Genomic DNA, 25,802 nt, shown 5'->3' on the forward strand with positions numbered 1-25,802 from the left:
ACTTCCTCCTTATGAATCAAAGATGTTAAGTAATTCTTTCGTATAGAAATGTCTTTCATTTAAAAACAATTCCTCCTTCCGGCATTGATCGATAATGTTTCCTTGTTTCATTACCATAATATGTTGGCTCATAAAATTGACAGCAGCAAGATCGTGGGAAATGAACAAATAAGAAAGACCTAGTTTTTCTTGTAAATCTTTTAATAAATTTAAAATGTGTGCTTGTATTGATACATCTAAACTAGCTGTTGGCTCATCTAAAATAATAAGGGAAGGTTCTACACTTATAGCCCTTGCGATAATAACCCTCTGTTTTTGGCCTCCGCTTAACTCATGTGGGTAGTAAGATAAGTATTTGGATGGAATATTAACCATGTTCAAGAGATACTCCGCAACTTTCCTTCTGTTATTACGTATTCCTGTTAAAAAAGAAGGTTGAACTTCTCTTTGAAAATCCAAAGGCTCCATCAATGAGTCGATAATCTTTAATTTGGGATTTAAAGAGGCGGCAGGATTTTGAAAAACTGCCTGCATGTCTTTTCTAACTATTCTCATATGTTCTTTTTTTAATAGATGTAATGGTTTATCATTAAACCAAATCTCACCTTGATCTATGTTTTCCAGAATTAGCAGGCACCTAGCTAACGTACTTTTGCCGCTTCCGCTCTCCCCTGCCAACCCGATGCATTCCCCTCTGTTTATCTGTAAAGACACCTTATTCACTGCAGTAATCCCACTTGCAAATTGTTTAGTAATGTTTCGAGCTTTTAAAACCGTTTCCCCGGCTAAACCCATGACTCCACCGCCCATTAATAAGTTGCCTCCTGTTTTACATTATTCGGTAACAGACGGGCTGGCGTTTCCCTTAATGCAGGTACAGCGGAAAACAGCTGTTTTGTATACAAATGTTGCGGTTCTTTGATAATTGTCTTTTTATCTCCGAATTCAACAATTTCTCCCCGGAGGATAATCGCCAGATTACTGGCGTATTTACGTACATGCCGTAGATCATGTGTTATAAATAAAACAGCACTTTTTGTTTGTTTTGTTAAATCAGCAATGAGTTCAAGTACCTTTGCTGCAGTCAAACTATCCAGAGCAGTGGTTGGTTCGTCTGCAATCAATAATTTGGGTTTTAATATAGTGGCCATCGCAATGGCTGCTCTTTGGAGCTGTCCCCCACTCAGCTGAAAAGGATAGCTTTTGTATACCCGTTCTTCAGAAAGACGTACTTTTTGGAGTGATAGTAAGGAACATTGTTTTCTTTCATTCTTGGACATACCAGTGTGCGTCTTCAGCATTTCGTCAAATTGTTTGCCAATTGTCATAAAAGGTGTAAAAGCCCCTTGATAATCCTGAAAGATGTAGGCAATCTCCTTCCCCCGTATCTTTTGAAATTCTTTATCTGAAAATCTGGTAATCTCTTGATCATCCAAAAATATCCGCCCCGATAAAACCATTAATTCAGGTGGTAACAGACCGCCAATGGCGGACGCCATTACACTTTTCCCGCTTCCGCTCTCTCCCACCAAGGCCAGCCACTCTCCCTCTTGAACCGTAAGATTAACTTGGTCTAAAATCGTGCTATCCCGATGTTTTACCGACAGGTCTTTTATCGTCAAGATATTCATGAAACCTCTCCTTTTTGATATTTAACATCAAAATGGTCTCTTATATAATCTCCTATCAAATTTGCAATTAGGACTACAAACATAATGAACAGTCCCGGGATGATCATTAAATGAGGCGCATTATAAAAAAATGCTTTCCCTTCGTTCAGCATAGCCCCCCATTCAGGAGTCGGTGGTTGTGCGCCTAGACCAATATAGGAAAGCGATGCAATCATAAGAATGATTTTACCAATGTCCAGGGTGGCCAAAACCATCACATTTCCTATTACGTGTGGAATCATGTGTCTTCGAAAAATGTCAAAAGAGCCGAGTCCATTAATTTTTCCCATCGTAATATAATCTCTATGTTTTAGGGACAGGACTGTACTTCTAGCTAATCTAGCATAACCAACCCATTTTACAACTATAATTGCGAATACTAGATTTAACATTCCCGGTCCTAACAACCCACTTAATACTATAGCTGTAATATAGTCCGGAAAAGCCATAAAAGCATCAACCATTTTCATGAAGAACCGATCCATTTTTCCACCAACATAACCAGACAGAATCCCAATTGGTACTCCAATAGATAACGAGATTACACAAACAAGCATACTTGTTCCCACAGTTGTATGTACCCCTACTAAAATGCGAGAAAAGACATCTCTCCCCAGATGGTCCGTCCCTAATATATGTTCTAAACTAATTGGCTTCAATCTTTCGCCCGTATCGACATTTGTCGGGTCGTAGGGGGCTAAAAACGGTGCCAGAATTAAGAACGTTATAAACAGAGACAATAATATCATTCCAAATTTAAATGTAGGAAGGATAGATGTTGTTATTTGTTTCAACTGTGGTCTGCCTCCTTAAATCTAATTTCCGGATTAAGATATCGATAAGAAAGATCTACTATTAGGTTAATTATGACAACAAACATACCCATAAACAGAATGTAGCCCTGTATAATGGGATAATCTCTTCGAACAATGGCCTCCACTACTAACTCTCCAATTCCCGGGTAAGCGAACAAAACTTCAATAATTACTGTTCCTCCCAGCAAACTTCCCAGACTTACACCAAAAATCGTGATTACTGGAGCAAGACTGTGGCGAAGTGCATGAAAAAAAAGTATCCTTTTTCTGCTCAGCCCCCGAGCTTTCGCTGATCGTATGAAGTCTTGCCCTAAACTCTCCAATAAACTTGAACGTAATAATCTAACATACACCGCAGACATCCCGAGTCCTAATGTTAAGGAAGGAAGAATCAGGTGACTAAATGTCCCTCTCCCCATTGATGGAAAAATCCCGAACTTAACAGAAAATAGTTGGATAAAGAGCAGCCCTAACCAAAAGCTGGGTAGGGAAGCACCTAATAAAGCCAGTAACCTGCTGATATGATCTATCCATTTATTTTTATGTAATGCTGCAAAAATCCCTATCGGACCAGCGATTAGTACCATCACAATTAGAGAAGTGAAGGTGAGAGTAAGAGTTGCTGGAAACCTTTCCGCCAGTTCAACTAATACAGGCTGATTGGTCATATAGGAATAACCTAGATCGAATGTAAAGAAATTCTGTAGCCACCTCCAATATTGTATATATATTGGGTCATTAAATCCGAATTCATTGCGCAGTTCCTCTATTTGTTCTTCCGATATTGCAATATCATCTATGTTAAGTACGTACCTGACAGGATCACCCGGAGCCAGTTTCATAAAAACGAAGCTTATGAAAGAAAGCAACAATAGAAACAAGACGAGTTCTAGCAATCGTTTGCCTAAATGTTTCACTTTTTCCTCACACCTAACTCTTTAGTCAAGGCATAATATTCACTTTTACTTGTTGTCCAGCCGTCCACATAATCTTTGTATGCTACAAAATTGTTAGGATGAACGAGGAATGAATGAAGTGTTTCCTTATCAATAGAGATAATCGCTTTTTTGGCTATTTCGTTCCTTTTCTCTTCTTCCACTGTACGATTTAATTCAGTTATAAGGTTGATAAGCTTATCATTCTTAATTTGACCGGGATTAATGGCACCACCGGGCATATAAGCTGAATTAAGGAAGAAACTTGCATCCCCTCTAGGGGAAGTAATCATGCTGTAGGTAGCCAGATCCCAATTTTCATTTTTCGCTAAATATTCATCAATGTTATCTACTTGTTGAATATTGATGGTAATACCAAGTTTCTTTGCATTAGATTGCAGGAGTTGCGCTATTAAAGGAAGTTCTGGTCGGTATGAATAAGTTAGTAAGTTAAGCGAAAGAGGTTTACCATCCTTGTTTGCCTTTCCATTTTCAATTTCGTATCCTGCCGCTTCCAGATGCTTTTTTGCGATATGTAAGCCAAGCGGCTCTTCTTCAAAGACAGGGGCAAAAGGAAAATCTGACAAGAATGGTCCTGCTGCGATTGTCGCTTGACCTGCCATTATGCTTTCTACCACTTCTTTTCGATCAATCAACGCGTCAAAAGCTTTTCTAACATTCTGATCAGCTAATGATTCTTTGGAAGTGTTGTACATTAGGAGATGAGTTCGCAAGCTTGGAACCACATCCGTAACGATTGTTTTATCGCTTTTTAAAGATTCAATGCTCTCAATGGCTGGACGATAAACAATATCTGCATCCCCTGATTGCAGAGCCAATGTGCGGGCATTTGCATCTTCATTAAAAGTTAAAATTGCACGATCAAGCCTTGCTCGCCCATCCCAATATGCGTCATATCTCTCTAATTCCAATTTGCTATTTGGATCAAATGAAACAACCTGAAATGGTCCCGTTCCAATCGGTTTTTGGTCAAAATTAGATTCACTTATGTCAATGATAGCTGTATTGGGATGGACCAGTTCAGAAGGCAAATGTGGCAAGGGCTGTTCGGTTTTTATAGTTAAGATTTGTCCTTCAGCAGTTAATGACTTGATTTTTAGAGAATTCTTAATAGCTTCGCTAATTTTTATGTTTCTCTCTAAAGAGGCTTTAACAGCTTCTGCATCCACCTTTTTCCCATTTTGAAAAGTCACATTGTCTCTAATTCTAAACACCCATGATTGTCCGTTATCCTCAGTTTTCCATGCTTCTGCAAGCCACGGTTCTAATTCTAATTCCTCGTTTATCTTAACAAGGGTTTCTGTTACCCCTGCCCTGACTGGAGTGTAATTTAAATGCGGGTCTAATGTTTCACTCGGGAAGTTCGAGAGGAACGTTAATTCTTGCTTATTATTTTTAACTTTCTTTCCTTCCATCACACTTGCAGATGAACATGCAGATAGAACTATGACAAAAATATTCACCACTAATGCAATTCGCAATTTCTTTTTTGACATGAGGCCCCTCCGTAAATCAAAATGATTACGATTTAAATTGTATAAAACAGAATAATAATAAACATGTGTTTGACAATTGGATATAATAAAAAATTGTGTTAAGGCAGTCCCTTCTATTTCAGCTCCTTCCATTACTTTTTTAAATCGTAATAATTACGATTTATAACCACTACTCAACCATGATAAATCATTATAATTTAAATTTAAATGGGAAAAAAATATCATTTTTGACCGGTTCACTACACCTCTTTCATTTTTTTACCATTTGTTTTGATAATTAAGGAGAATTTTAGTTCGAAGGTGTCATAAATAATTTATGTTTACGAACAAAATCATGAAAGGATGACGAATTCAAAAAATTTTTGCCGCTATTTTTTTAAATCATTTACTTATTGGTTACATTATCCTTAGGAGGTGAAAAAAGTGGATAAAGAAAGAGATGACGTCCAGGAAAAAATCAATGTTGAATTGGGTGGCATGGGTTTGTACGGAACTACTTCCAATACAGAAATTGCCGGCTACGAAGCTTCAGGTGATATTGAAAATGCCGGGAGGCTGGATAAAGGTTTTAGAAAAGAAGAAGGACATCGGGGTGCAACAGCTTCACTAAAAGGCAAACATCAGCGGGATTGATCGCTAAACTGTGTAATCAAAATTTAGTGACGAAAAGAGTAATTCACCTGATCCAGTCATGGATAGGTGTTTTTTTATTTCAAACTTACCAGTAAGAGGATCCATCCCACAGATATCTGTTTATTAAGTCCTGATTGATGTTCACACCAATGCCTATTCCGCTGGGGATTTGTACCATTCCATGGATGGGCTGTATATTGATAAGTCCCGAAAATACATTTTCCATCACATCCCACTCTACGGGCTCAATATCTGTTTCATCCATTTTATTAGACGGAGATAAACATGCTTGACCGAATATAGCATACAGCCTTGATAACGCCCCGTCGTAGGCATGGGGAGACACCCTCATTCCAAAATTCCGGGCGAGCTGTAACGTATCGCGGAAATCATCGATTCCATTTGTGTGCATGATATCTGGTTGAATAATGTCTAACGCATTTTCACATAAAAAAGGCACAAATTGCTTCGCACCCTTCATATTTTCTCCACCGCCAACCGGCACTGAGAGGACTGTGCGCAGCAGTTTCAGCTCCTCCATGTTATCCAAAGGCAGTGGCTCTTCAAACCAAAGCACATTTAACCATTTGGAAAAATGACGCTCCCACTTACGCGCAGTTGCCACATCATAACTTTGGTTTGCATCCATGATGATCGGCAATTTTCCCTCAATCATGTCCTGCAGCGAATTAATATGAGATTCGTCTTCCTGTAGCGTCCTTCCACCTATCTTTACTTTTATTTTGTTAAAACCTTGTGCGATTGTTTTTTCAATATTTTTTAATGATTGATTGAGCCAATCCTTCCTGTCGGTATACGATTGGAAAGAGGCATAAACTGGTACACTGTCTCGATAGCTTCCTCCCCACAGCTCACACACAGATAGGTTTGCGCTTTTAGCTGCAATTTCCGTTAAAGCCATGCTGACGGCCGTTGCTGCCCGTTGATGCCACTTCTTTATCGTATTGACTAGCTGCAGACGATGATAAACAGACTTTCCGATTAAATAAGGAGTGATTCGCTCTTTAAATCCGAGATGCAATGCAGGCAGCCAATCAATGCATTCTCCCCAACCATCTATGCCTGACTCTGTAATGATCCGTATTAAATAGCAGGTTCTATAATTCTTATACCCGTTTGCATCGCCATATGGTTGAGAAACTTTGTAAAGCAACGGAAAAGTCTCGATTTTTTTAATTTGCATTGATGATCCACCTGCTTTGAATTTGTTATATCTTTTTAGATGATAACATTATGCCTTGCTGGCATATTTTCGGTTTTAGATGTTTCCTTAATTTTCGTATTAACTTTCTTAATATTTGTCTCCCATACCGGTTTCATTCTTTCAAAAAAAACAAAATCCCAAAGTTACACCATTCAGGCCATACATGGTTTTCTAATTATAATCAGTCCATACCTTTGTACACAAACAACTTTAAAGAAAAAGAGGGTGCTCCAACAGCCAGGTTTTGGGATACCCTCTTTTGATATAATTGTCGACCAATTAATTAAAAAACAAGCTCTAAAAATGGTGGAGTTAGTCCCGCATTTAAATAAGAACCGGCTGATAAATACCAGTCAGTTTTCACTCAATCTCTCAGGTCGCAGAAACATCAAGGGAAGCATGCTTTTTCTTAAAAGTCTTTGTTGAAAAGTACAATATGACAATGCTGGCAACAACTGCAGCTGTTGCAACAGCAATGACAATGGCACTCAGTTCAGTCCATACTCCGATTAAAGACAAAAATGCAGGAAGGGTAGCGGTGAACCAGGATTGAATCATAGTTACCCATCCTGTAAAGCGGCCAATGTCTTTATTCAGTGCAAGTAATCGAAAAAATAAAAACCAAAGGAATGACCACATTAGCCAGATGATTCCAAATTTGTAGTCATTAAAATGAATAAAGGTTACCATTGAATATCCGACAGCCATGATCGAAACCCATAACGAGTACCACCCGAAACCCGTTGCATTTAGATCGCATAAATTGTTAATACCAACATACAGGTATGTGAAGCCAAACAAAAAAGTTCCAGAAGCTTGCAAGATTGTCCATGAATCATGAGGATTGGAAATAATGACATACATCGGAGCAATCACCTGCAACGCGCCCACAAATAAGTTGAATACACCTGCACTTTTTCCTTCAACTTTCCCAAGCAACATCAAGCCATTAACAAAAAGTACCGCGCCGACATACAGCAAACCAACACTGGACATACTTCACACCTCTTTTTTATAGATGAAAGAAAAAGAGCGGAGCTACACAAAATGAATCGTACGTCTGCATTTTAAAAGAGATCATATACACCTCCTGTGACATAAATTTTTCATTTGCATTGCTCCACCGCTTTTTCCCTCAGCTGAATCCTAGCTACTGAAACCCTTTATCAGCTTCTTTTCTATTGTGAGCTGATCTGCTGATTTTCTAAGAATAAATTCAACTTCATTTTCTCCTAACGTTAGTGAATGCAGCTCCCTCGCTAATTGAATTTCTACTTGTTTTCTAAAGACACGTTTCAATTCCCGAGCTCCGTATTGGCGGTTAAATCCTTTTTTGATTAACCACTCCTTGGCTCCTTTCTCTAATCCAACCCGGCAACGGTGTTTTTGCAGCCGCTTATTTAAATCATTTATTAGCAGTTCAATCATTTTCCCCAATGCTTCTTTATCCAACCATTGATAAATAATCGTTTCATCAATTCGGTTCAAGAATTCCGGGGCAAAATGTTTTTCCAATTGTCGATTGACAACTTTCTTTAATGAATCAGAGCCGTACTTCATCGAATAAAACAGCCGCTTGACCCTGGCTTTAAAATTAGGCTCCCCAAACTCAAAAACTGTCCTTGAACCAATATTGCTTGTCATGAAAATGATCGAATTGCGAAAATTAATTTCAGTCTCACCTGATGTTAAACGTAAAATCCCGTTGTCAAAAACGTTTAATAAGGCTTGAACTACAGCCTGATCTGCTTTTTCCACCTCATCAAACAGGACAATCCCGGGCTTTCCAAAAGTTCCCTCGACTTTACTTTTATCAAAGATTGTTGCTCCTTCTTTACTGCCGGCATAGCCGGGTGGAGCTCCTGAAAAAGCGGCAGCGTAATGTTCTTGTGCCAGTGTATTCATATCGATTCTGTTATATTGGTCTTTGTCGCCGTGCATAACTTCAGCCAATAGTTCAACAATTGCTGTTTTGCCAACACCTGTAGGGCCAACCAACAACGAAATAAAACGAGGGCGGTTTTGTTCCGAAATGTCGGACCAGGTAATGCGCAAAATATTTTCCACGAGCGCTATCGCCTCATCTTGCCCGAATATTCTTTCCCTCAATGCGCTTACAATCTCATCTACATCAAAACGAAATCTGGTTTGAAGTTTTCGCTCGGGTGATACGGACAGATTATGAAGGGAATCTTCTTTCTTACTTCCCTCGGCACCGTTTAAAGATTGCAATCGATCAGTAATGTAAGGCATTCGTTGCACCTCCTAAAATCACTTTTAGTAGAGCCAGACAGCAAGTCCCATCTGGCTCGTAAAGTGGATGCCAGTTAACGAATGCCTGCTTCCTTTTCCTTTCCTTCATGTGGGATTCCCTCGATTGGGCATTGGGCTGTCCCAATCGTTTTTCGTGTGATTTGTTCGACATTTTCTTGTGCTTTCCTTGCATCCAAAACCCATGTCCGGTAGAAGTCAAATGGGCAATCAGCAATACCTTTATCTCCTTCACCTGATTGCAGGATTCCGGTGTACCCTCTGTGCAGCAACTTAAACAGATGGTTTTGAGATTGCCAGTTGGCTCTTGCGTCTCTAATTTGCGAGACGGACAATTCCGCATATTGTATCCCATTTTCTTCAGTTCCGCAGGCTCCAAGAGTGCCACCATCAAACCCAATAATTGAAGAGTGGCCAAAGTAGGAGTACACACCATCAAAACCGGTAGCATTTGCAACAGCTACATAAGATGTATTCATCCAAGCCATCGTTTTCGCTACCATTACTTGTTGTTCCTTCGATGGGTACATATAGCCCTGACAACGGACAATCAATTCGGCACCCTTCATCGCGCAGTCTCGCCATATTTCAGGGTAATTGCCGTCATCGCAGATAATTAAGCTGATGTTCAATCCTTTAGGACCTTCTACGACATGTGTTGAATTACCTGGGTACCATGGCTCGATTGGGTTCCAAGGCAAAATTTTACGGTACTTTTGAACAATTTCGCCTTTGTTATTCATCAGAATTAATGTGTTATATGGAGTTTTATTCGGGTGGTCTTCATGTTGTTCACCTGTTAAGGAAAAAACGCCCCATACATTAGATTTTCGACACGCTTGAGCGAAAATCTCTGTTTCTTCCCCAGGGATCGTAGTTGCGGTTGTGTACATTTCTTCCGGATCATACATGATGCCCATTGTACTGTATTCAGGGAAGACCACTAAATCCAAACCAGGTAGACCCATTTTCATACCGGCAATCATATCCGCAATGTTATGACAGTTGTTCAGCACCTCCGCTTTCGTGTGCAACCGGGGCATTTTGTAATTCACAACAGCTACACCCACAGTATCATTCGTACTTGTAATATCACCGTGTCTCATAAAAGATTCCCCTTTTCATAAAATTTTGTGTATATTCAACACACCAATATTAATGCAAGATCCATGCCAACTTGTATTACCCATGAAATATGCTTTTATAAGAGAGATTTGAAAGGCTTGTTTTATTCTGTTACAATTTATTCAGAAAATTCGGAGATTTATACAACCCATTTAGAATCCCATGTTATTTGAAGGCACTTGTTTCAATTTAGTACGGGTGATTCATTTTGAAACAAAAAAAGGAGGTAAATTGGTGATTGTACAAATCGGATTATTATTTTCTTTAACTGGTACTACTTCAATAACGGAAAAAGGCCAATACCAGATTGCAAAATTTGCTTTAGAAGAGTTTAAAAAAAAAGAGTGGTAACCGTGTTAAATTCGAGTTCGTAGCGAAAGACATCAAGTCAGATCCAAATATTGCTGTCCATGAAATTAAAAAGTTGATTGCAAGGGGGATCCGGATATTTGCCGGATGTTATTCATCCGCCTGCAGAAAAGCGATTCTGCCCCTGTTAAAACAACATGATTGTTTGTTAATGTACCCCGCACTTTATGAAGGAAAAGAAACCGATAAAAATGTACTTTATACCGGAGAAGTTCCGAATCAACAAATCGAAACGATGCTGAACTACATTATCCGTCACTTTGGAAAGAAGATCTTCTTGGTTGGCAGTGACTACATTTATCCTCATTATACAAATCAGCAAGTTCACCATCTTCTAAGTAAAAAGAATGGATTCGTCGTCGGAGAGCATCACCTCCCATTGGGCCATACAAATTTTTCATTTATTATTGATGAACTGAAGACAACCGCTCCGGATGTGGTATTATCCACGGTCGTCGGAGAAAGCCAGATTCCTTTTTATCGCGCCTTATATGAGGCGGGCTTTTCAGCGGAAAAAATGCCGGTTTTTAGTCCGATTACAAAAGAGTCGGAAATCAAAGCAATTGGAGAAACCTTTATGGCAGGCCATTATGCGTGTGGCGGTTACTTTCAATCCATCGATTCAGAGGATAACATTCGATTTGTGGATCAGTTCAAGAAATTTATTGGGTGCGACACTGTCATCTCCTCTGTTATGTTCAACACGTACATCGGCGTAAGGCTTTTGCTGGAGTCGATCACAGAAACGGGAAGCACATATTACCAAACACTTCTTGATTATTTATCAGGAAAAATGTATGAAACGCCAGAGGGTACTATCTGTATAGATGCGGACCATCATCATTTAAGCAGAAAAATCCGGATTGGCCGTATTAGCATAAATGGACAGTTTACAATTATATGGGACTCGAAAGACACCATTAAAGCCTGCCCATTTTTTCTAGAGGAAACAGACGGAATGAGCAAACAACCAACAAAAGTCGACTGGCAAGCAATGATTCTGGAGTGGGGGAAAATTTCAGACGAGCCGGTTCTTCTTATTTCCCAAACTGGACAAGTCGTCTATGCAAACCAAAAGGCTTGTGATCTTCTTAAGATCGAGCCTGGTGAAATAATAAATGACAATAAATTAAGCGAATTAAAATATTCTTTTACAATCATCAGAGAATATATTGAATCATGTTTCGAATTGATTGTACTTCGAAAAAAACAAAACGAAGGACGACAGGTTCAAGGTGAAAAAATGGCATTTTCCTCTGTTGTAACAAGAAATGCTGCGTTTCAAAAACAATTAAAGATAGCAGAGGTTGCTGCACGATGTAATGCAAATGTGCTTATTCTCGGTGAAACTGGCGTGGGGAAGGAAGTCCTTGCCTGTGCGATACATTCGCAAAGTTCCCGGGCGCAAAAACCGTTTGTTGCTGTCAACACAGCAGCATTACCGGAAAATTTGATTGCAAGTGAATTATTCGGCTATGTAGACGGAGCTTTTACAGGGGCAAGAAAGGGCGGAAAAATCGGAAAGTTTGAAATGGCACAGGGTGGCACATTATTCTTGGATGAAATTGGCGATATGCCAATCGAACAACAGGCTGCTTTGCTGCGAACGATTGAACAGCGTAAGATTACCAGAATCGGGGATACGAAAGAGCGGGCCATCGATGTCCGGATTATCGCTGCTACCAACAAAAGTTTGAAAGAAGAAATAGCTTTTAACGGATCGTTCCGCTCTGACTTATATTTTCGGCTGAATGTGCTGTCAATTCAAATTCCAGCGCTTCGTGACAGGCGGGAGGACATTTTAGAATTAGTACAAAAATTTCTTGCTCAATTCCAGGAAGAATATAAGAATGGACCAAAACGGATCAGTGATAAAGCCGCTGAGATACTTTTATCCTATTCCTGGCCCGGAAATGTTCGGGAGCTCCGAAACATGATGGAGCGCAGTTTCTTGCTGGCCTTTCCTGAAGATTCAATTGAACCTTGGCATCTCCCAGACGAACTGTCCGTACAAAATAGTTCTCATGCATCATCAACGGAGTTATCGCTGAGTGAATCGACGAAACAATCGATTATCACCGCCGTAAACCTTACATCAACCCTAACCGAAGCCTCTAAAAAACTCGGAATTTCAAGAAGTACACTCTACCGAAAACTAAAAGAGTTTGATATTAATACTAAATCCTCATGATAAAAACATAAAATCGCATACTGGCAGGCAGATTATAAGAGGGGGCAAAGACTCTTGTATAATATAGGAGTTTCATAAATGTCAACTACCAGACTGTATTTTAAAGCAGAGCATTTATAACTAATGTAACACCATGTTTGTTCGAGCGTGTTTGCCCCCTGTTCTTAGTATTTCATCAGTGGCTCACCTTGCGTTTTGTCTTGTTAAGAATTTTAACAAAGCACATTTTCATATGAGACGTTCATTTCGTTTTTCTCGCTAGATATCCAAAAAATTGTCACATACTTAGTCTGGTCCTTATTTTTATACATTCTTGCTTCTGAGACATGCTGGACTCTAGTGAAATGAGAATGGAGCTGCCTAAGCAACTCCAAATGATCTGCGAACTAAAACGTACTCCGTCACTGCCTTTATGATTTTGAGTTTTTTTGAGAAATCCTACAATTAATCCACTTTTTCCATACAAATGCATAAAAGCGACATCGTTCTGCTGAACAACACCTGTGGCTTAGTGCAGCTTTTGAAATGGGGCAATAAACATTTACTAAGAGTAAAGTAGACAACTGGACTGCGTCTAATAAAAGGTTATTTTCCTACTCATTTAAATTTTCGCCATAATTGGAATGCAGATAATAAAATGCCTGCTGTTAAGAAAAAGAAGGTAAGTTGAAGCCATATGTCACCGATGGGTTCTTTAAATAAAAACAAATGCGGCCATGGCATAAAGGTGCCCTGTGTCACTACTTCCATAAAAGTATAGGTCGCTATAATCGCTAACGTAATATCCAAACTATTTGCGGCACTTAAAATGGCGATGCCAACTATTTGATAGAAGATAAACAGCAGGATAAGATGAACAATGATAGTACTTGTGAAGAAATCTGGTCCATTCATCGTATAAGTTAGACGTACCAGCAGCGAAATAAATAACGCGTGTAATAAAGTGTAGCGCAAAATATCGATCATGAGTACCTTCCGATAATAAACGATTAAGGTCTCCTTTGCTCCTTCTTCATAAAGGCTGCTGTACAGGAAAACCAAATGCCAACCGGCCATCGGCACGGCAATGCCCTGTACAACGATATACGGCATAAAAGGATCGTCAGATCTTGCTTCAAAGAACAGCATTAGAAAGACGCATAGTGCGTAGGCCACAAACGGAAAACTGTATAAATAGCGGAGCAGTTTAATATCAAATGTGAATAAATGAATGAGCTTAGTCATAGGCAGCCTCTTTTAGAAGTGCTAAATACCCATCCATTAAGCGTGGTCTGACTGGGTGGCCGATTGGCTCATCGGATAGCACACGCACGACAATATGGGACAATTCCTCGTTCATCTGGACAACTTCTCTTGTGGCAATCACTTCATCTAACTCATCAATCGGAACGTTAATTTCATATGTGCAATGTGCAGCTTTTTGCTTTAACTCTTCAGGTCCACCTTCAAATAGCACCTCTCCATTTTTAATAATGCCGATTTTTGTGCAAAGAAATTCAATATCCTCGACAATATGAGAGGAGATGATAACGGTGTGGCGCTTCCCTAATTGCTTCAATAAGTTGCGAAAGCGTACACGTTCCTCAATATCCAGCCCCGCGGTTGGTTCGTCAAAAAGGAGGATAGAAGGCTCGCGCAGTAAAAGCTGCGCTATGCCTACACGCCGTCTCATTCCGCCGGATAATTCACGCATCTTTTTATATAGATGGTCGGATAAATTAACCTGGTCAACGACTTTTTTAATTTGGTCGTGGTACGAACTCAACGGCTTCCGCGCTTGAAGAATAGCGATGTGCTCAAGCACCTCGTACATCTTGAGCTCCGGATAAATCATAAAGTCCTGGGGCAGATACCCTATTTGATCTGTTCGTTTTACGTAAGTTGTTGTGCTTATCTGCTTATCGTCAATGTATACACTGCCTGCATTAAAGTCAGATAAACTCGCCAATATTTTCATTAAAGTCGTCTTGCCGGCGCCATTTGGTCCTAAAAGTCCGTAGACCCCTGATAAAGAAAGTGTCACATTGGATAAAATTCGTTGCTTTTTGATTATCTTTGTTAACCCCTGAACCTGAATCTCCAATCTAACTCCACCCCTTTACCAGTTCAAGCACTTGATCCCATGTCCATGTTTCGTCCATTTTCTCATACCAATCTCGTAGAAACTGTTGTTGTTGATCCTGGTTTAATTGATAAAAGTTATTGTAAATGAACTCAATTGTTTCCTGTTCTGCCTGTGGCAAGGCAAATGAATCCACGCTTCTTCCTGGGAGATCAATTGCCCAATCCAACTTTTGTCGAATATATTGATTACTCATATTTATCCATTCGTTGTGCATCTGATACGTTCCCTTTCTTTGCACGGTAAGCTGAAGAGTTTTTTCTTGGAAATCTTTTGTAACACCATGCGAATCTATAGCTTCCATATATCCCCCAGTGTTGTATATTAAGTGATCATTCACCATGAAGGAAGAGGGTCCGAAACTTGAGAACACAATTGCTGTAGGTAAAGACTGGATTGTCGCAGGCGCGAACAGTTGTATTTCTTTCAATGTAGTTTCTAGTTGCGATATCACCGTTGCTATTCTATCTTCCATTTTTGGCCAATCGGCTGGATATGTAATGTGGTAATTTCCATATGTTAGCTGATTCCCTTGCCCTTTTATAAGTGTTACAGCTTGTGCCTTCCCGCTGTACACATCTCCGTTCCTTGGCAAATTTGTGAACAACACCTTATTCACTTCCAGCGTGAATAAATAGCTTTCTTCGGGTAAGAATCGTTCAGTTAGATCAATCCACCGCTCTCTAAAGTCGTTCTTGACATACATGTGTGATGCTCGCTTTTTGGGATACCATGCTATATCTGCGAGCAATGCGGTCCTGCCATTTGTATACGGTACAAAGTTTGTATCAACTATTTCGTAATAAAAGGTGAGTGACGAAGTACGCGTTGGCAATCCAACCTTAACGATATCTCCACTACGCTCAAATTCAACCTTTTTATTTCCAGATTTAATCTGTTGAATGGGGTAAGCATGGTATAGTTGAAAGGTTGGATTCATAGTATCCATGCGGGAAAAATCCACCTTCACCGTTACCTGTTTTTCTTCCATTTTTATGGTATATGACTCAATCTCATAATTCAGATCTGCTTCAGTATCATCCATATTCATATAGTAATTTGTTTCAGTGATTTGGTCCGCTCTGCTAAAAGCTTTGGTACTTACTTCCACGACACCATAGGATGAAAAGACAGAGAGAAAGAACATCGCCAGCAGCACTTTGATAACGATATTTCGCTCCCTTTTTCTATGTGTCCAACGAAGTGAAACAAGCAAGATAATTGCGGCAATAATAAGAAACCACGTGATTAGCTTCAGCTCATTTCCCCAATGTACATCGAAGCCAATATAGGGTTTATATACATGCATGGGAGTATTCATCCCGATGAAAAGTAAAGACTGCCATTCATTCGCATGAACGGTACTAAAGAAATCAATAAATAATTCCGTAGTCATACCACCGGTTGCAATCCATACTAACAAAATGCCAAAAAAACTAATTTTTTTTGTTCCAAAGAGCATGGCCATAATCAAGCCAAAAAGCATGCTAATAATCAAGGGTGAAAACACATAGATCAATAAAAATCGAAACAATGAAAAATAAAATCCCGAAGGCTCAATTCCAACGATAAAATAAGTCACTGAATACATCATATATGTAACGATTACGATAATGCCTTGAAATAAAGAATGAGCCGCTAGCATTGCACTGATTTTTTCCAGCATAATTTGATAGCCATCAACAAAGAAAGACTGCACTCCGTAAAGAAGTTCATTTGACAGAATACGATAGAAGAAAACCATGTAAAACAGCGACACCATTTGTACAATCATTGCCAGTTCACTTGGGAGCTGCCCGTACGCTTCATAATCAAATGGACTTGAGAAGAACAAGATAAACCTGGTGATTAACAAAAGAAAGAACAGTACACTTGCCCCAATGTACAGTTTACTTTTACCCATCCTTTTAATATAAAAGAAAAAAAGGAATTTCCAGCGCAATTCACTTCACCCATTCCATTAAGTACTTCAAAAGACAAGATATCCCACCATATAATATTTGGAAATTTATATCCGTACATTTGTAAATTAGCTCTGTATTTATAGAAGTGTATAATCTATATGTTACTCGCCGCTGCTTGTATGTTCCAGATATGAAGCAGGGAAATGTCGTATGCTATTTACGCACTTCCCTGGCTCAATTTACATCGACCAGCAGTATGGTTAAATTAATAACTCAACTTTCGCACCTTCAATTACACTTTAAAACCTTGAAGTTACTGGGGAATTTTGCATAAAAGAAAACAAAAACACCCTTTCCTTTGGTAAAATGAAGTTACCACACCAAACTCTACCAAGGAAGGATATTTTTCATGTCTATCATATCAAATTCCTCGGATTCCGAACAGTTGACATCAAAAGTTGATCGTTTTTTCAAGGAACAGCGTATTGGGACGCTATTAAAGCAGTCGAATTTCTTTAAGGAATGCGGTTTCACCTGCCTTGAACTCTTCAAGTTTCTTTTTCTTCTGGTGTTTGGTAATAAAAATCTGTACCAGACTCTACAAAAAGAAGATACAACGGACCGTCCTGGAAAAGACACCGTGTATCGTTTTCTGAATTCCAGCCGCTACAACTGGCGTCGGTTTCTACTGCTTCTTAGCTGCGGTCTGATTCGGTCAAAAATGGATCCATTAACAGAGGAAGACCGTGTAAAGGTGCTGATTTTTGACGATTCACTCTATTCGCGTGCCCGCAGTAAGGCAGTTGAGCTTTTGGCGAATGTACATGATCATACGACTGGTAAATTTGTTCGTGGGTTCCGAATGCTCACATTAGGCTGGTCAGACGGTAATACGTTCGTTCCGCTTTGTTTTTCATTACTAGGTTCCCATAAGAAAAGCAATCGTTACGTTGAAATGCGTGAGGATATGGACAAACGGACTACCGGATATCAGCGGCGCAAAGAAGCTGTAAGAAAATCTTCGGAAACCCTGCTGGATCTCCTTAAACAAGCGTTAGGCGCAGGAGCCCAGGCTTCTTATGTCTTGTTTGACAGCTGGTTTAGCTTCCCGGCTACCATCATGAAAGTACTTCAACATGGAATGCACGTTATTTGTATGCTTAAAGCCATGCCAAAAGTGTACTACGTCTACAATGGACAAAAACTAAATTTGAATGCACTGTACAAAACGGTTCGCAAAAAGCGCGGCAAAGCTAAAATACTTGCTTCTGTCATCGTTACGTTGGGAACAAACGAACAAGGCGAAGAGTTAAGGCCAAGATCGTGTTTGTTCGGGATCGTAACCGCCGGAAGAAATCATTCGTATCTATGGTAAACGTTGGGATGTTGAAGTGTTTTTCAAAATGACAAAGTCATATCTCCGACTGGCTAAGGAATTTCAAGGTCGTTCCTACGATATGATGCTTGCGCATACGAGCATTGTATTTGCCCAATATATACTCTTGGCAATGGAATCCAGGGATAGTAAGGATTCTCGAAGCTTTGGTGATTTATTTTTCCTGTGTTACGACGAATTGGAGGATATTAGATTTGCCACCGCAATGTTTCTGATCATCGACCTGTTTAAATCTGCCGTTCAGGAAGTTCTTATCCTTACAGAAGAGAAGTTCAATGAGATTTTTGACAAGTTCTTCACTAGCTTGCTCAAGTATATCAAGGGTTTGTTAGGTATGTCCGTATGCGAAAGTTGAGATATTTAAGTAATTACTTTATTACTTAAATAGAATTAATCAACAAAAACTTAATTGCGTTATTGAATTAAACCTTTAAGGGGCAAATGCATATAAATTAATAATTGGCGGTGAAGGAAAAATCCTATATGTTATTTACAAAAGGATATTATCTAAAGGGTGATGGAATATGAAGCTTTTTAAAGTGACAATATATAGTTTTATAATTCTTCTTTGTGCAGGGTGTAACCAAAATCAGGATAATAGCAATGAACAAATACACCACCCGATAGAATCGAACCCCCCTTTTAAAATAACTCCAAATGAATCGGATCCAAATAAAACGATTCCATCTAAAAATGAACAAATTCAAGAACAAGCTGCGACTACAACAATCTCACAAATAGTTTCCGGCTCCAAAACAGGTAAAGCGCACAATATTCCTTTTGTTGCCTCTCATAACACAATTTCAGACGTAAAAAAGGATTGGGGTAATCCTGACCGTGTTGATAAGGCAGGAAACGGTTTATATGCCACCTATACAAAAAAACAGGCGGCTTTTGGCTATACAAAAGACGGTCGCATTTTTGATGTGCGCTCCTACGATCGAGCAATCCAAAAATTAACCCTATCCTCAATCGAACAAGTAATGGGCCCTCCCTTTAAAACCTCAGTTAATAATACCGACGATATTTATACTTATAAAGTTAATTCTCAGTTTCAATTAAAATGGATTATTCCAAAAGAAACAGGGAAAGCACATCATATTTCTGTATATAGCCCCAGTGATATTAATACCGGGACAGTGGGAGCCCCGAATAAATACCTCCTTGAAATTAAGGGCACATCCCAGAACATTTCGAAACCCGCCTGGCAACGAATGTTACAATGGCGAGATGATATCCTTGCCTTTCCAAATAATTATCCAAATGATGTATTTGTAAATGGACCGAATAAAAAGATGGTGGCTCTTACCTTTGATGATGGTCCAGATCGAATAGTAACCCCTGGCATCATTGCAGCCCTTAAAAAACATAATGTTAAAGGAACCTTCTTTTTTATAGGGGAGAAAGTTCAAAAGAATCCAGATGTAGTTAAATCTGCCTACGATAATGGAAATGTAATAGCCAGCCACAGTTTTTATCATCATGAACTGCCAAGAAAATCTGATGCAGAAATAGATCAAGACCTGGCGAAGACATCTGAAGCAATTCACCAAGTGATCGGGCAGTCACCGGTTTTATTCAGACCTCCTTATGGTGAAACAGATGTCAAGCTTGTAAAGGTTGCAGCAAAGAACGATTATAAAATCATTTTATGGTCTTTAGATACACTGGATTGGTCCCAGCGTGAGCAAGTGCACATACAGAAGAATGTATTCGATAATGTTCGAAATGGAGATATCATACTTATGCACAGTGATGAAGATAAAACAGAAACTGCTAAAGCTGTCCCTGTCATTATCGAAGAACTAAAAAGCAGAGGTTTTCAAATTGTTGATGTATCTACTTTATTAAATACAAAAGCATATAAATGATGGGATCAATGACAGAAAGTAAATTGTAGATTAGAGGGATCAATCTCTATTTTCTTTCTAAGCTTTCTGATTTGTACCATCACTGTATTATCATCTTCTATATATATTAGAGATTCGGTGGCATCGAATCTCCAAAACCCTGATTATTCCTATGAAGACAACAAGCGATGGATACCTTCTTTATTCAAAAGTGAACCGTACTATGGAACGGACCAATCTCTTGTTATGTTGGAAGTAGTGGATGTTCGTATGATTGGAATATTCCTATTCGCTATAGGCTTCACAATTTACTACGTTTTATTTACTGTCTGGGGATTAATTCAAGTGTATCATGCGGGCCGGTTAACATTAGTTTGGATACTGGGTTTAGTGCTTTTGAACGTTGTTGGCTATGCATTATTTCTGCTGAGAATCAGGAAAGACCTCGCTAAAATATCCTAGGCATGGAAAGCTTATGGACTTTCATACAATAGATCCTTTATATGTTCAAATCGATCGATATTTTATTAGGGGTGAAACGGATGCTTGGCAATCAATTAGTAGTTGAGCTGAAAAGAGCGTGCACGGTAAAAAATTTATTACTTTGAATAGCTATTATTATCCTCTTACCGGCTATAAGGTTTTATACGATAAAAGAGGGATACCCGTTTTTTGAACCTGTTGAAGTATTTCAGGAAATGGTATCATCATTGATTCCGTTACTTTTTCCCGCTCTTGTTATTATGATTTATTTACCATCTTTTCTACAAGAACAAAGAAATAATTTTATTCCATATGCCCGTACCAGAGTTCCATTGAATACTTATCTACTTAGTAAAGGACTTATAAACACTTGTTTAACAGGATTGGTTACATTTTTATTAATTTTTCTTTCGTTTGTTTTTGCCGTTTACATGGAACCGAATTTAGGTATGATTTCTTATTCCCCTATAAATGAGTATGCGGTTATACCACCTGGAGGCACTTTTTCGCAGCTCTTATATGTATGGAGATTTGACCTTATGGGTTGACTTATTCGCTGTGGGTTTCCATTAATGCAGTAGTCTATTCTACTATTGCCTTTGTGTTACTGCTTATTATAAACAATCCTTTTGTAGCTTTATCGGTGCCGTTTCTTTTTTATCATATCTTTAACTTTGTAACGGGTGTACTGACAGTACCACAATTTTCGCCACTAAGCACTATTTTTCCATTCAACATTGTAGAACAACCTTTCTGGACTGTACTGGTGCCATTTTCATTTCTGCTAATCGTTTTAATAGGGCTCTTTGTATTCGCTATCCGTAATCAAAAAGAATGGATGATATAAAGTATGAAACAAGGAAATCTTCGCATGAAAGAATTTCTTGAAGATTTGATAAGCATTAAATGGCTGGTGATAGGAGTCATTTTTTACTTTTACGGTTTTATGCTGAAGAAAGAAATCGTCAATGCAGCTCACGAAATCGGAATATCTTTTAATATTTGGGATATTATTTTGCGTTTGCTGAATGATATGTACCTTATTGTATATTTCATCATTCCTGTGGTGCTATTTTTTTCAATAAAGTCCGCTTTAGTAGATTTTGATTATCAGATTTTAATTCGTTTAGGATCATTCAAAAGATGGGTGTATCATTCTCTTGGGCATTTTTGGATGCGGAGCGCTCCATTAATGTTCCTATGGGTACTTGTATCCTTGTTTACGATGATTGGATTTCCTTATTCATGGGATTGGAGCCAGCTCAGTGGGACCGACCATATATTTAATACTCTTAACGATTTAGTAAGGTTCTTTGCAACACCTATATCTGCATTCGCAGGGCAGTTGCTTTTATTAATGTTAACACTTTCATTGTTACATCTAGTGTTTGCAACTGTCTATGTATTGACCAAAAACAAACTTTTCATGCTTTTAATCAGTATGATAATTTTCCTTGGAGGCAGTATTGGATTTAAAATATTGCCGAAGGAAATGGCTTTTCTATCTCCAACAACTTATTTTTCAATTGCCATGGGAGTAACATTTTTAACTTCTTTATCAATGGTTTCTTACAGATTGTTTTTTATATATTAGCTGTGTTTATTGTTTCTTGGATAAGCAAAGAATCAATACATGCTGTTCTGTTAATCAGCGTGTTCATGGTATTAATGCTGCCGGGTGTTAATGCGGCAGGTGTAATACCAGTTGGATTAAATAGTATTGTTTACTTAACTGATTATTCACCATATTATCTAACGTCCATTCTAATTGTCATGAACGTTCTTGCTTTTGCTGTAATGAATTACTTGTTTAAACGGAGTTTAAAAATATAGTAGACGGGGTGAAAGTATGTCGGTTATTTCATTAAAAAACGTATAAGGGGTTAACTCTGTTTGACGGTGTTGACTTAAATGTGGAAAAAGGAAAAATATATGGTATTATAGGCCCCAATGGTTCTGGTAAATCTGTTTTGTTTAAGATGATATGTGGCTTTGTATTCCCGGATAACGGTACGATTACTGTTGAAGGGGCAGAAATAGGAAAGAGCAAAAGGTTTCCAGATAATTTTGGTATTATTATAGATCGTCCCGGTTATATTGCAAATAAAACCGGATTTCAAAATCTTAAAGAATTGGCACTAATCAGAGGGAAAATTAGCGACGAAAAGATTGCTGAAACAATGGAGACCGTTGGGTTACAACCCCAAGCCAAGCAAAAAGTTAAGAATTATTCTTTAGGCATGAAGCAGAAATTAGCTATTGCTCAGGCAATTATGGAAGAGCAACAAGTGCTTATACTAGATGAAGCCTTTAATGCTTTGGATGCAGAAAGTGTAAATAAAATTCGAAATCTATTATTATCATTCAAGGATGAGGGGCGTACAATTTTAATTACAAGTCATAATCAGGAAGACATTGATATTCTTTGCGATCATGTATTTCGCATCAATCAATATAAACTGGAACCAATGGATCTGAAGTAAGTTACGCAAACCGGGTCAAAAACCGCCCGGTCCTTTTTTGTTTAGCGGATGTCCGATAATTTGTACTATTAATATTCTCTATTGCTTTAAATAACTTTTCTGAACATGTTATTTTGTTGCTAAGATAAATCCTGATTTTTGAACAAACGATTGATTAAAACCTCAGGATGGCCCGAAGAGTTGCATAAAAAAATCACCTCATCAGGAAGCAACATCCTGGGAGGTGATTCTTTACAATGGCAATCATATCAACAGTCGGATTCGAAATATCCAAATCTTAAGTCATCTACTCTGTCTACACGTCTTAATTGTTCGGATACGTTTTTTTCAAAAACGCCACAGATTGGTTGATTAACGCTTTTAAAACATCAACATCAATATCAGCTACTTTATTGATGTACACACACGCTTTTCCTGTCGTATGTTTTCCAAAGTCCTTTAACAATTCCTCTCGTTTAGTGTCACCCGTGGCAAAATACAAACTGATTTTGGCTTTGCGAGCTGAAAAGCCAACTAGTGGTGCATCGCCTTCATGACCGGATTCATATTTATAATGATATGAACCAAATCCAATAATACTCGGTCCCCACATCTTCGCTTTGTAACCTGTCGTCTCAGTAAAAATATCCAATAATTTGTATGCATCTTCACGTTTTTTCGGGTTTTCAACATTCTCGATAAACTCAATGACACTGTTTTCGGTTTCTTTTGTTTTTAATTCATACATGATTACAATTTATCCTTTCTTTTTTAATTACCATGAAAGTTATTAAAACTTCCATACTTATCTGACTGTTTTAGGTAAAGGTACCCACCTGTAAATCCTTTCTATTCACTTAACAATTACAAATCATAACCACATTTCCGTCTGGATCTTTTATGTTGAACCAGGCGGTATCCCCTACCCATTCTATATCTCGGACAATTTCAATGCCTTTGTCTTTAATATACTGATATGCTTCCTCAATTTTTGGAGCATTAAGATTAAAAATTGGGCTGGGACTTATATTATGTTTAAATTCGGGATCAAAGGCGTGGTCATCTAGAGTTAGAGATGTTGTCCCTACTATTGGTATGTTATGGACAGGTGATTTTACTTTATCCAAATCAACATCTAATCCCAACAAATTAGAGTACCATTTTGCTGCAGCCTTCAAATTAGTTACATGAACAAACACACCATTCATTTGGTTTTTTATCGGCATTGTTTTTTCCATTCTTAAACCTCCCATTTTGTCCATCAACTATATACTTCTATAACTTTTAAATTTATCCTTTTCCAAATATTTTGATACTACCTATAAATAAAGATTGTATTATCACGACCTGCCCTTCGTATTATCAACCTTGAAAGGTTGATAAGTATATAACCGAATATCTATCCAAGAACTTAAAAAATCTAAGAAAATAACTAACTTTTAAATACCACGTTCACAAGAAATAAAATCAGCCTTATCGAGCAAAGTTACTAATATTTTGTCCCCTGGGAGATTGTCCATTTCCAAATCAGATGTCCCACATAACTTATAATTGAATAAAACTTTTCTGATGAAAGTAGGGAAATAAATGCCTGAGGAAAAAAAGAATATTGATGATATGCCGGATGATGGCTTTGTTTCAATTACCCTTAAAGCTGATGGACATGAGAACACAATTGAATATCCGATGCCGGAAAAATTGCGGGTGGTGGTGGTGATCAATAACCAGTTCACGGATTCACCAAATACTACACAGATTGCAAGTGGAGCCGGACGCAGCAGTGCAGCGGGTAATAATGCCGCGATTGATTCTTCCAATACCGAGCAGCAGCAGAGTGTCGGGGCTGATGGTGAGGCGGTGAACACTGGTATGAGAGGCAAGCAGATTGAGCCTCATGATAAGAAGGGACATAAGGTTGATGACGATGAGATTGTCTTTGTTATTAATAATCAAATAAATCTCACGGGTCAGGATACCGATTCTTCAGCGACCCAGGTGGGAAGCGGAGGAGGAAAATTCAGCGCTGCTGGCACAAATTCTGCAATAGAAAGTTCAAATACAAAACAACAGCATTCCGTTGGCGGTGCACAAGGAGCTCTCGCATTGAACAGAGGGATGAATAACAAACAAATTGAATTCTACAAGAAGAGAAGATACAAGTAACGTCGTTCTATCCTGCTTCTTTTGCTGCTATGTCACACCTAAAATACACCACCTCATTCGAGCCTGCAATGGGACCAAACACCTTTACCCTCTGGGGGAAAAGTGTCAATTCCAAGGGGATTAAGACATTTCTTAGAACAAGCATATTTAGTTATATGTTTACTTATAATTAAAGTTACTTGACTCTTGCAGATTTTTATTAAATCTCTAAAAAAGGGCATACGGGTAGTGTACTCAAAAGATCTCCTTTTTTTAAGCGATGAGTTTTAGAGTATTCAGCACCTTTTTCAAGGGCGTTTTGGCTAATCCTTCTTGATAGACATAAACAACTAGCTGGCCGAAATTTCAGTCCTGATCCTTCTGACAGTATCACCGGGTGTCAGTGATGAATTCTGGGACCATTCATGTCTCTGCTGTTCAAGAAAGTTCTGTGTCAGGTACTGGATCACCCAGTATCGCTCGATGGCCTTGAAAGAAAGCATTTGATATTGGTCAAACCCCATTAACTCCTTAAAATAACGATAACCAGTTTCGATCTCCCAGCGCACATGATAATCTCAAAGATGGTCACGACATCCATAGTAAGATCGGTACACAGGAGGCAAAACGGAGTTTTGCTTGGGTTAAATGCCTTCTCCCTGGACAATAGAATTTTAACATTCTCCATATCT

General features: G+C 38.6%; 21 protein-coding genes and 2 pseudogenes. 8 read left to right on the forward strand and 15 right to left on the reverse strand.

Going from position 1 to position 25,802, the window contains the following annotated elements; genetic code table 11:
* Positions 1 to 9: 9 nt before the first annotated feature.
* Genes CU633_RS16630 through nikA form a run of 5 tightly spaced genes read right to left on the reverse strand, consistent with a single transcriptional unit; the run spans position 10 to position 4,937 of the window.
* The gene (locus tag CU633_RS16630) at positions 10 to 810 is read right to left on the reverse strand and encodes an ABC transporter ATP-binding protein (protein WP_257958909.1); all 801 of its coding nucleotides are present in this window, start codon (positions 808 to 810) and stop codon (positions 10 to 12) included.
* Positions 810 to 1,631, reverse strand: a complete 822-nt coding sequence (locus tag CU633_RS16635) for an ABC transporter ATP-binding protein (protein WP_101661707.1) — start codon at positions 1,629 to 1,631, stop codon at positions 810 to 812. Before CU633_RS16635 ends, CU633_RS16630 begins: the two co-directional genes overlap by 1 nt.
* Complete coding sequence (gene nikC / locus CU633_RS16640) at positions 1,628 to 2,419, reverse strand: nickel transporter permease (RefSeq protein WP_101661731.1); 792 nt, start codon at positions 2,417 to 2,419, stop codon at positions 1,628 to 1,630. The genes CU633_RS16635 and nikC overlap by 4 nt, the downstream gene beginning before the upstream one ends.
* A 41-nt stretch (positions 2,420 to 2,460) precedes the next feature.
* Positions 2,461 to 3,402 (reverse strand): nickel ABC transporter permease, encoded by a 942-nt coding sequence (nikB, locus tag CU633_RS16645; RefSeq protein ID WP_101661708.1) that lies wholly within the window; start codon positions 3,400 to 3,402, stop codon positions 2,461 to 2,463.
* Positions 3,399 to 4,937, reverse strand: coding sequence for a nickel ABC transporter substrate-binding protein (gene nikA / locus CU633_RS16650; RefSeq protein ID WP_101661709.1), 1,539 nt, complete (start codon positions 4,935 to 4,937; stop codon positions 3,399 to 3,401). Before nikA ends, nikB begins: the two co-directional genes overlap by 4 nt.
* Positions 4,938 to 5,360: 423 nt before the next feature.
* Between nikA and CU633_RS16655 the strand changes: the two genes are divergently transcribed.
* Positions 5,361 to 5,570 (forward strand): hypothetical protein, encoded by a 210-nt coding sequence (locus tag CU633_RS16655; RefSeq protein ID WP_101661710.1) that lies wholly within the window; start codon positions 5,361 to 5,363, stop codon positions 5,568 to 5,570.
* An 85-nt stretch (positions 5,571 to 5,655) separates the two neighbouring features.
* Here the strand turns inward: CU633_RS16655 and CU633_RS16660 are convergent, their stop codons facing one another.
* The 4 genes from CU633_RS16660 to CU633_RS16675 all read right to left on the reverse strand — a co-directional run bounded on the left by CU633_RS16660 (position 5,656) and on the right by CU633_RS16675 (position 10,172).
* Entirely contained in the window at positions 5,656 to 6,774 is a 1,119-nt protein-coding gene (locus CU633_RS16660) for a mandelate racemase/muconate lactonizing enzyme family protein (protein WP_101661711.1), read from the reverse strand.
* A gap of 393 nt (positions 6,775 to 7,167) precedes the next feature.
* Positions 7,168 to 7,791 (reverse strand): AmiS/UreI family transporter, encoded by a 624-nt coding sequence (locus CU633_RS16665; protein ID WP_101661712.1) that lies wholly within the window; start codon positions 7,789 to 7,791, stop codon positions 7,168 to 7,170.
* Between the two features lie 150 nt (positions 7,792 to 7,941).
* The gene (locus tag CU633_RS16670) at positions 7,942 to 9,048 is read right to left on the reverse strand and encodes an AAA family ATPase (RefSeq protein WP_101661713.1); all 1,107 of its coding nucleotides are present in this window, start codon (positions 9,046 to 9,048) and stop codon (positions 7,942 to 7,944) included.
* A 74-nt stretch (positions 9,049 to 9,122) separates the two neighbouring features.
* Positions 9,123 to 10,172: an aliphatic amidase gene (locus CU633_RS16675; RefSeq protein ID WP_101661714.1), complete on the reverse strand. Its 1,050-nt coding sequence runs from the start codon at positions 10,170 to 10,172 to the stop codon at positions 9,123 to 9,125.
* Positions 10,173 to 10,552: 380 nt separating this feature from the next.
* Here CU633_RS16675 and CU633_RS23740 point away from each other — a divergent pair.
* Together CU633_RS23740 and CU633_RS23745 are read left to right on the forward strand one after the other, a co-directional pair.
* Positions 10,553 to 11,488 (forward strand): annotated as a pseudogene (locus CU633_RS23740) (transporter substrate-binding protein); the annotation flags it as partial.
* A 315-nt stretch (positions 11,489 to 11,803) separates the two neighbouring features.
* Positions 11,804 to 12,751, forward strand: coding sequence for a sigma-54 interaction domain-containing protein (locus CU633_RS23745; protein ID WP_441296857.1), 948 nt, complete (start codon positions 11,804 to 11,806; stop codon positions 12,749 to 12,751).
* Between the two features lie 597 nt (positions 12,752 to 13,348).
* On the opposite strand, the gene CU633_RS16685 is transcribed toward CU633_RS23745, so the two are convergent.
* From CU633_RS16685 to CU633_RS16695, 3 genes are read right to left on the reverse strand one after another with little or no spacing between them, the layout of a single operon-like run.
* Positions 13,349 to 13,975 carry a hypothetical protein gene (locus CU633_RS16685; protein ID WP_101661716.1) on the reverse strand — a complete coding sequence of 209 codons (627 nt, stop codon included), beginning with the start codon at positions 13,973 to 13,975 and terminating at the stop codon, positions 13,349 to 13,351.
* Positions 13,968 to 14,834, reverse strand: coding sequence for an ATP-binding cassette domain-containing protein (locus CU633_RS16690; RefSeq protein WP_101661717.1), 867 nt, complete (start codon positions 14,832 to 14,834; stop codon positions 13,968 to 13,970). The genes CU633_RS16685 and CU633_RS16690 overlap by 8 nt, the downstream gene beginning before the upstream one ends.
* Before the next feature lies 1 nt (position 14,835).
* Positions 14,836 to 16,815 carry an ABC transporter permease gene (locus tag CU633_RS16695; RefSeq protein WP_101661718.1) on the reverse strand — a complete coding sequence of 660 codons (1,980 nt, stop codon included), beginning with the start codon at positions 16,813 to 16,815 and terminating at the stop codon, positions 14,836 to 14,838.
* Between the two features lie 371 nt (positions 16,816 to 17,186).
* Between CU633_RS16695 and CU633_RS16700 the strand changes: the two are divergent.
* From CU633_RS16700 to CU633_RS16720, 4 genes and pseudogenes are all read left to right on the forward strand, one after another.
* Positions 17,187 to 18,528: pseudogene (locus CU633_RS16700) on the forward strand (IS4 family transposase).
* 169 nt (positions 18,529 to 18,697) lie between these two features.
* Positions 18,698 to 20,044 carry a polysaccharide deacetylase family protein gene (locus tag CU633_RS16705; protein ID WP_101661719.1) on the forward strand — a complete coding sequence of 449 codons (1,347 nt, stop codon included), beginning with the start codon at positions 18,698 to 18,700 and terminating at the stop codon, positions 20,042 to 20,044.
* A 1,312-nt stretch (positions 20,045 to 21,356) separates the two neighbouring features.
* Entirely contained in the window at positions 21,357 to 22,100 is a 744-nt protein-coding gene (locus CU633_RS16715; protein WP_101661721.1) for a hypothetical protein, read from the forward strand.
* A 319-nt stretch (positions 22,101 to 22,419) separates the two neighbouring features.
* Positions 22,420 to 22,989: an ATP-binding cassette domain-containing protein gene (locus tag CU633_RS16720; protein WP_257958913.1), complete on the forward strand. Its 570-nt coding sequence runs from the start codon at positions 22,420 to 22,422 to the stop codon at positions 22,987 to 22,989.
* A gap of 304 nt (positions 22,990 to 23,293) precedes the next feature.
* Here the strand turns inward: CU633_RS16720 and CU633_RS16725 are convergent, their stop codons facing one another.
* Together CU633_RS16725 and CU633_RS16730 are read right to left on the reverse strand one after the other, a co-directional pair.
* Positions 23,294 to 23,716 (reverse strand): DUF1801 domain-containing protein, encoded by a 423-nt coding sequence (locus CU633_RS16725; RefSeq protein WP_101661723.1) that lies wholly within the window; start codon positions 23,714 to 23,716, stop codon positions 23,294 to 23,296.
* Between the two features lie 109 nt (positions 23,717 to 23,825).
* Entirely contained in the window at positions 23,826 to 24,206 is a 381-nt protein-coding gene (locus tag CU633_RS16730; RefSeq protein ID WP_101661724.1) for a VOC family protein, read from the reverse strand.
* A gap of 349 nt (positions 24,207 to 24,555) precedes the next feature.
* On the opposite strand from CU633_RS16730, the gene CU633_RS16735 reads away from it, so the two are divergent.
* Positions 24,556 to 25,131, forward strand: coding sequence for a hypothetical protein (locus tag CU633_RS16735; RefSeq protein WP_257958915.1), 576 nt, complete (start codon positions 24,556 to 24,558; stop codon positions 25,129 to 25,131).
* 329 nt (positions 25,132 to 25,460) lie between these two features.
* Here CU633_RS16735 and CU633_RS22580 read toward each other — a convergent pair whose 3' ends face one another.
* Positions 25,461 to 25,679, reverse strand: coding sequence for a hypothetical protein (locus CU633_RS22580; RefSeq protein WP_142383430.1), 219 nt, complete (start codon positions 25,677 to 25,679; stop codon positions 25,461 to 25,463).
* Positions 25,680 to 25,802: the final 123 nt, after the last annotated feature.

This window comes from Bacillus sp. V3-13 (assembly GCF_002860165.1).
Classification (GTDB): domain Bacteria; phylum Bacillota; class Bacilli; order Bacillales; family Cytobacillaceae; genus Bacillus_BJ.

Bases quoted from the DNA above. Each gene is read 5' to 3' on its own strand.
- CU633_RS16630 (WP_257958909.1), bottom strand. From the start codon at position 810: ATGGGCGGTGGAGTCATGGGTTTAGCCGGGGAAACGGTTTTAAAAGCT.
- CU633_RS16635 (WP_101661707.1), bottom strand. From the start codon at position 1,631: ATGAATATCTTGACGATAAAAGACCTGTCGGTAAAACATCGGGATAGC.
- nikC (WP_101661731.1), bottom strand. From the start codon at position 2,419: ATGATATTATTGTCTCTGTTTATAACGTTCTTAATTCTGGCACCGTTT.
- nikA (WP_101661709.1), bottom strand. From the start codon at position 4,937: ATGTCAAAAAAGAAATTGCGAATTGCATTAGTGGTGAATATTTTTGTC.
- CU633_RS16660 (WP_101661711.1), bottom strand. From the start codon at position 6,774: ATGCAAATTAAAAAAATCGAGACTTTTCCGTTGCTTTACAAAGTTTCT.
- CU633_RS16665 (WP_101661712.1), bottom strand. From the start codon at position 7,791: ATGTCCAGTGTTGGTTTGCTGTATGTCGGCGCGGTACTTTTTGTTAAT.
- CU633_RS16670 (WP_101661713.1), bottom strand. From the start codon at position 9,048: ATGCCTTACATTACTGATCGATTGCAATCTTTAAACGGTGCCGAGGGA.
- CU633_RS16675 (WP_101661714.1), bottom strand. From the start codon at position 10,172: ATGAGACACGGTGATATTACAAGTACGAATGATACTGTGGGTGTAGCT.
- CU633_RS23745 (WP_441296857.1), top strand. From the start codon at position 11,804: ATGGCATTTTCCTCTGTTGTAACAAGAAATGCTGCGTTTCAAAAACAA.
- CU633_RS16685 (WP_101661716.1), bottom strand. From the start codon at position 13,975: ATGACTAAGCTCATTCATTTATTCACATTTGATATTAAACTGCTCCGC.
- CU633_RS16705 (WP_101661719.1), top strand. From the start codon at position 18,698: ATGAAGCTTTTTAAAGTGACAATATATAGTTTTATAATTCTTCTTTGT.
- CU633_RS16715 (WP_101661721.1), top strand. From the start codon at position 21,357: ATGAAACAAGGAAATCTTCGCATGAAAGAATTTCTTGAAGATTTGATA.
- CU633_RS16725 (WP_101661723.1), bottom strand. From the start codon at position 23,716: ATGTATGAATTAAAAACAAAAGAAACCGAAAACAGTGTCATTGAGTTT.
- CU633_RS16730 (WP_101661724.1), bottom strand. From the start codon at position 24,206: ATGGAAAAAACAATGCCGATAAAAAACCAAATGAATGGTGTGTTTGTT.
- CU633_RS16735 (WP_257958915.1), top strand. From the start codon at position 24,556: ATGCCTGAGGAAAAAAAGAATATTGATGATATGCCGGATGATGGCTTT.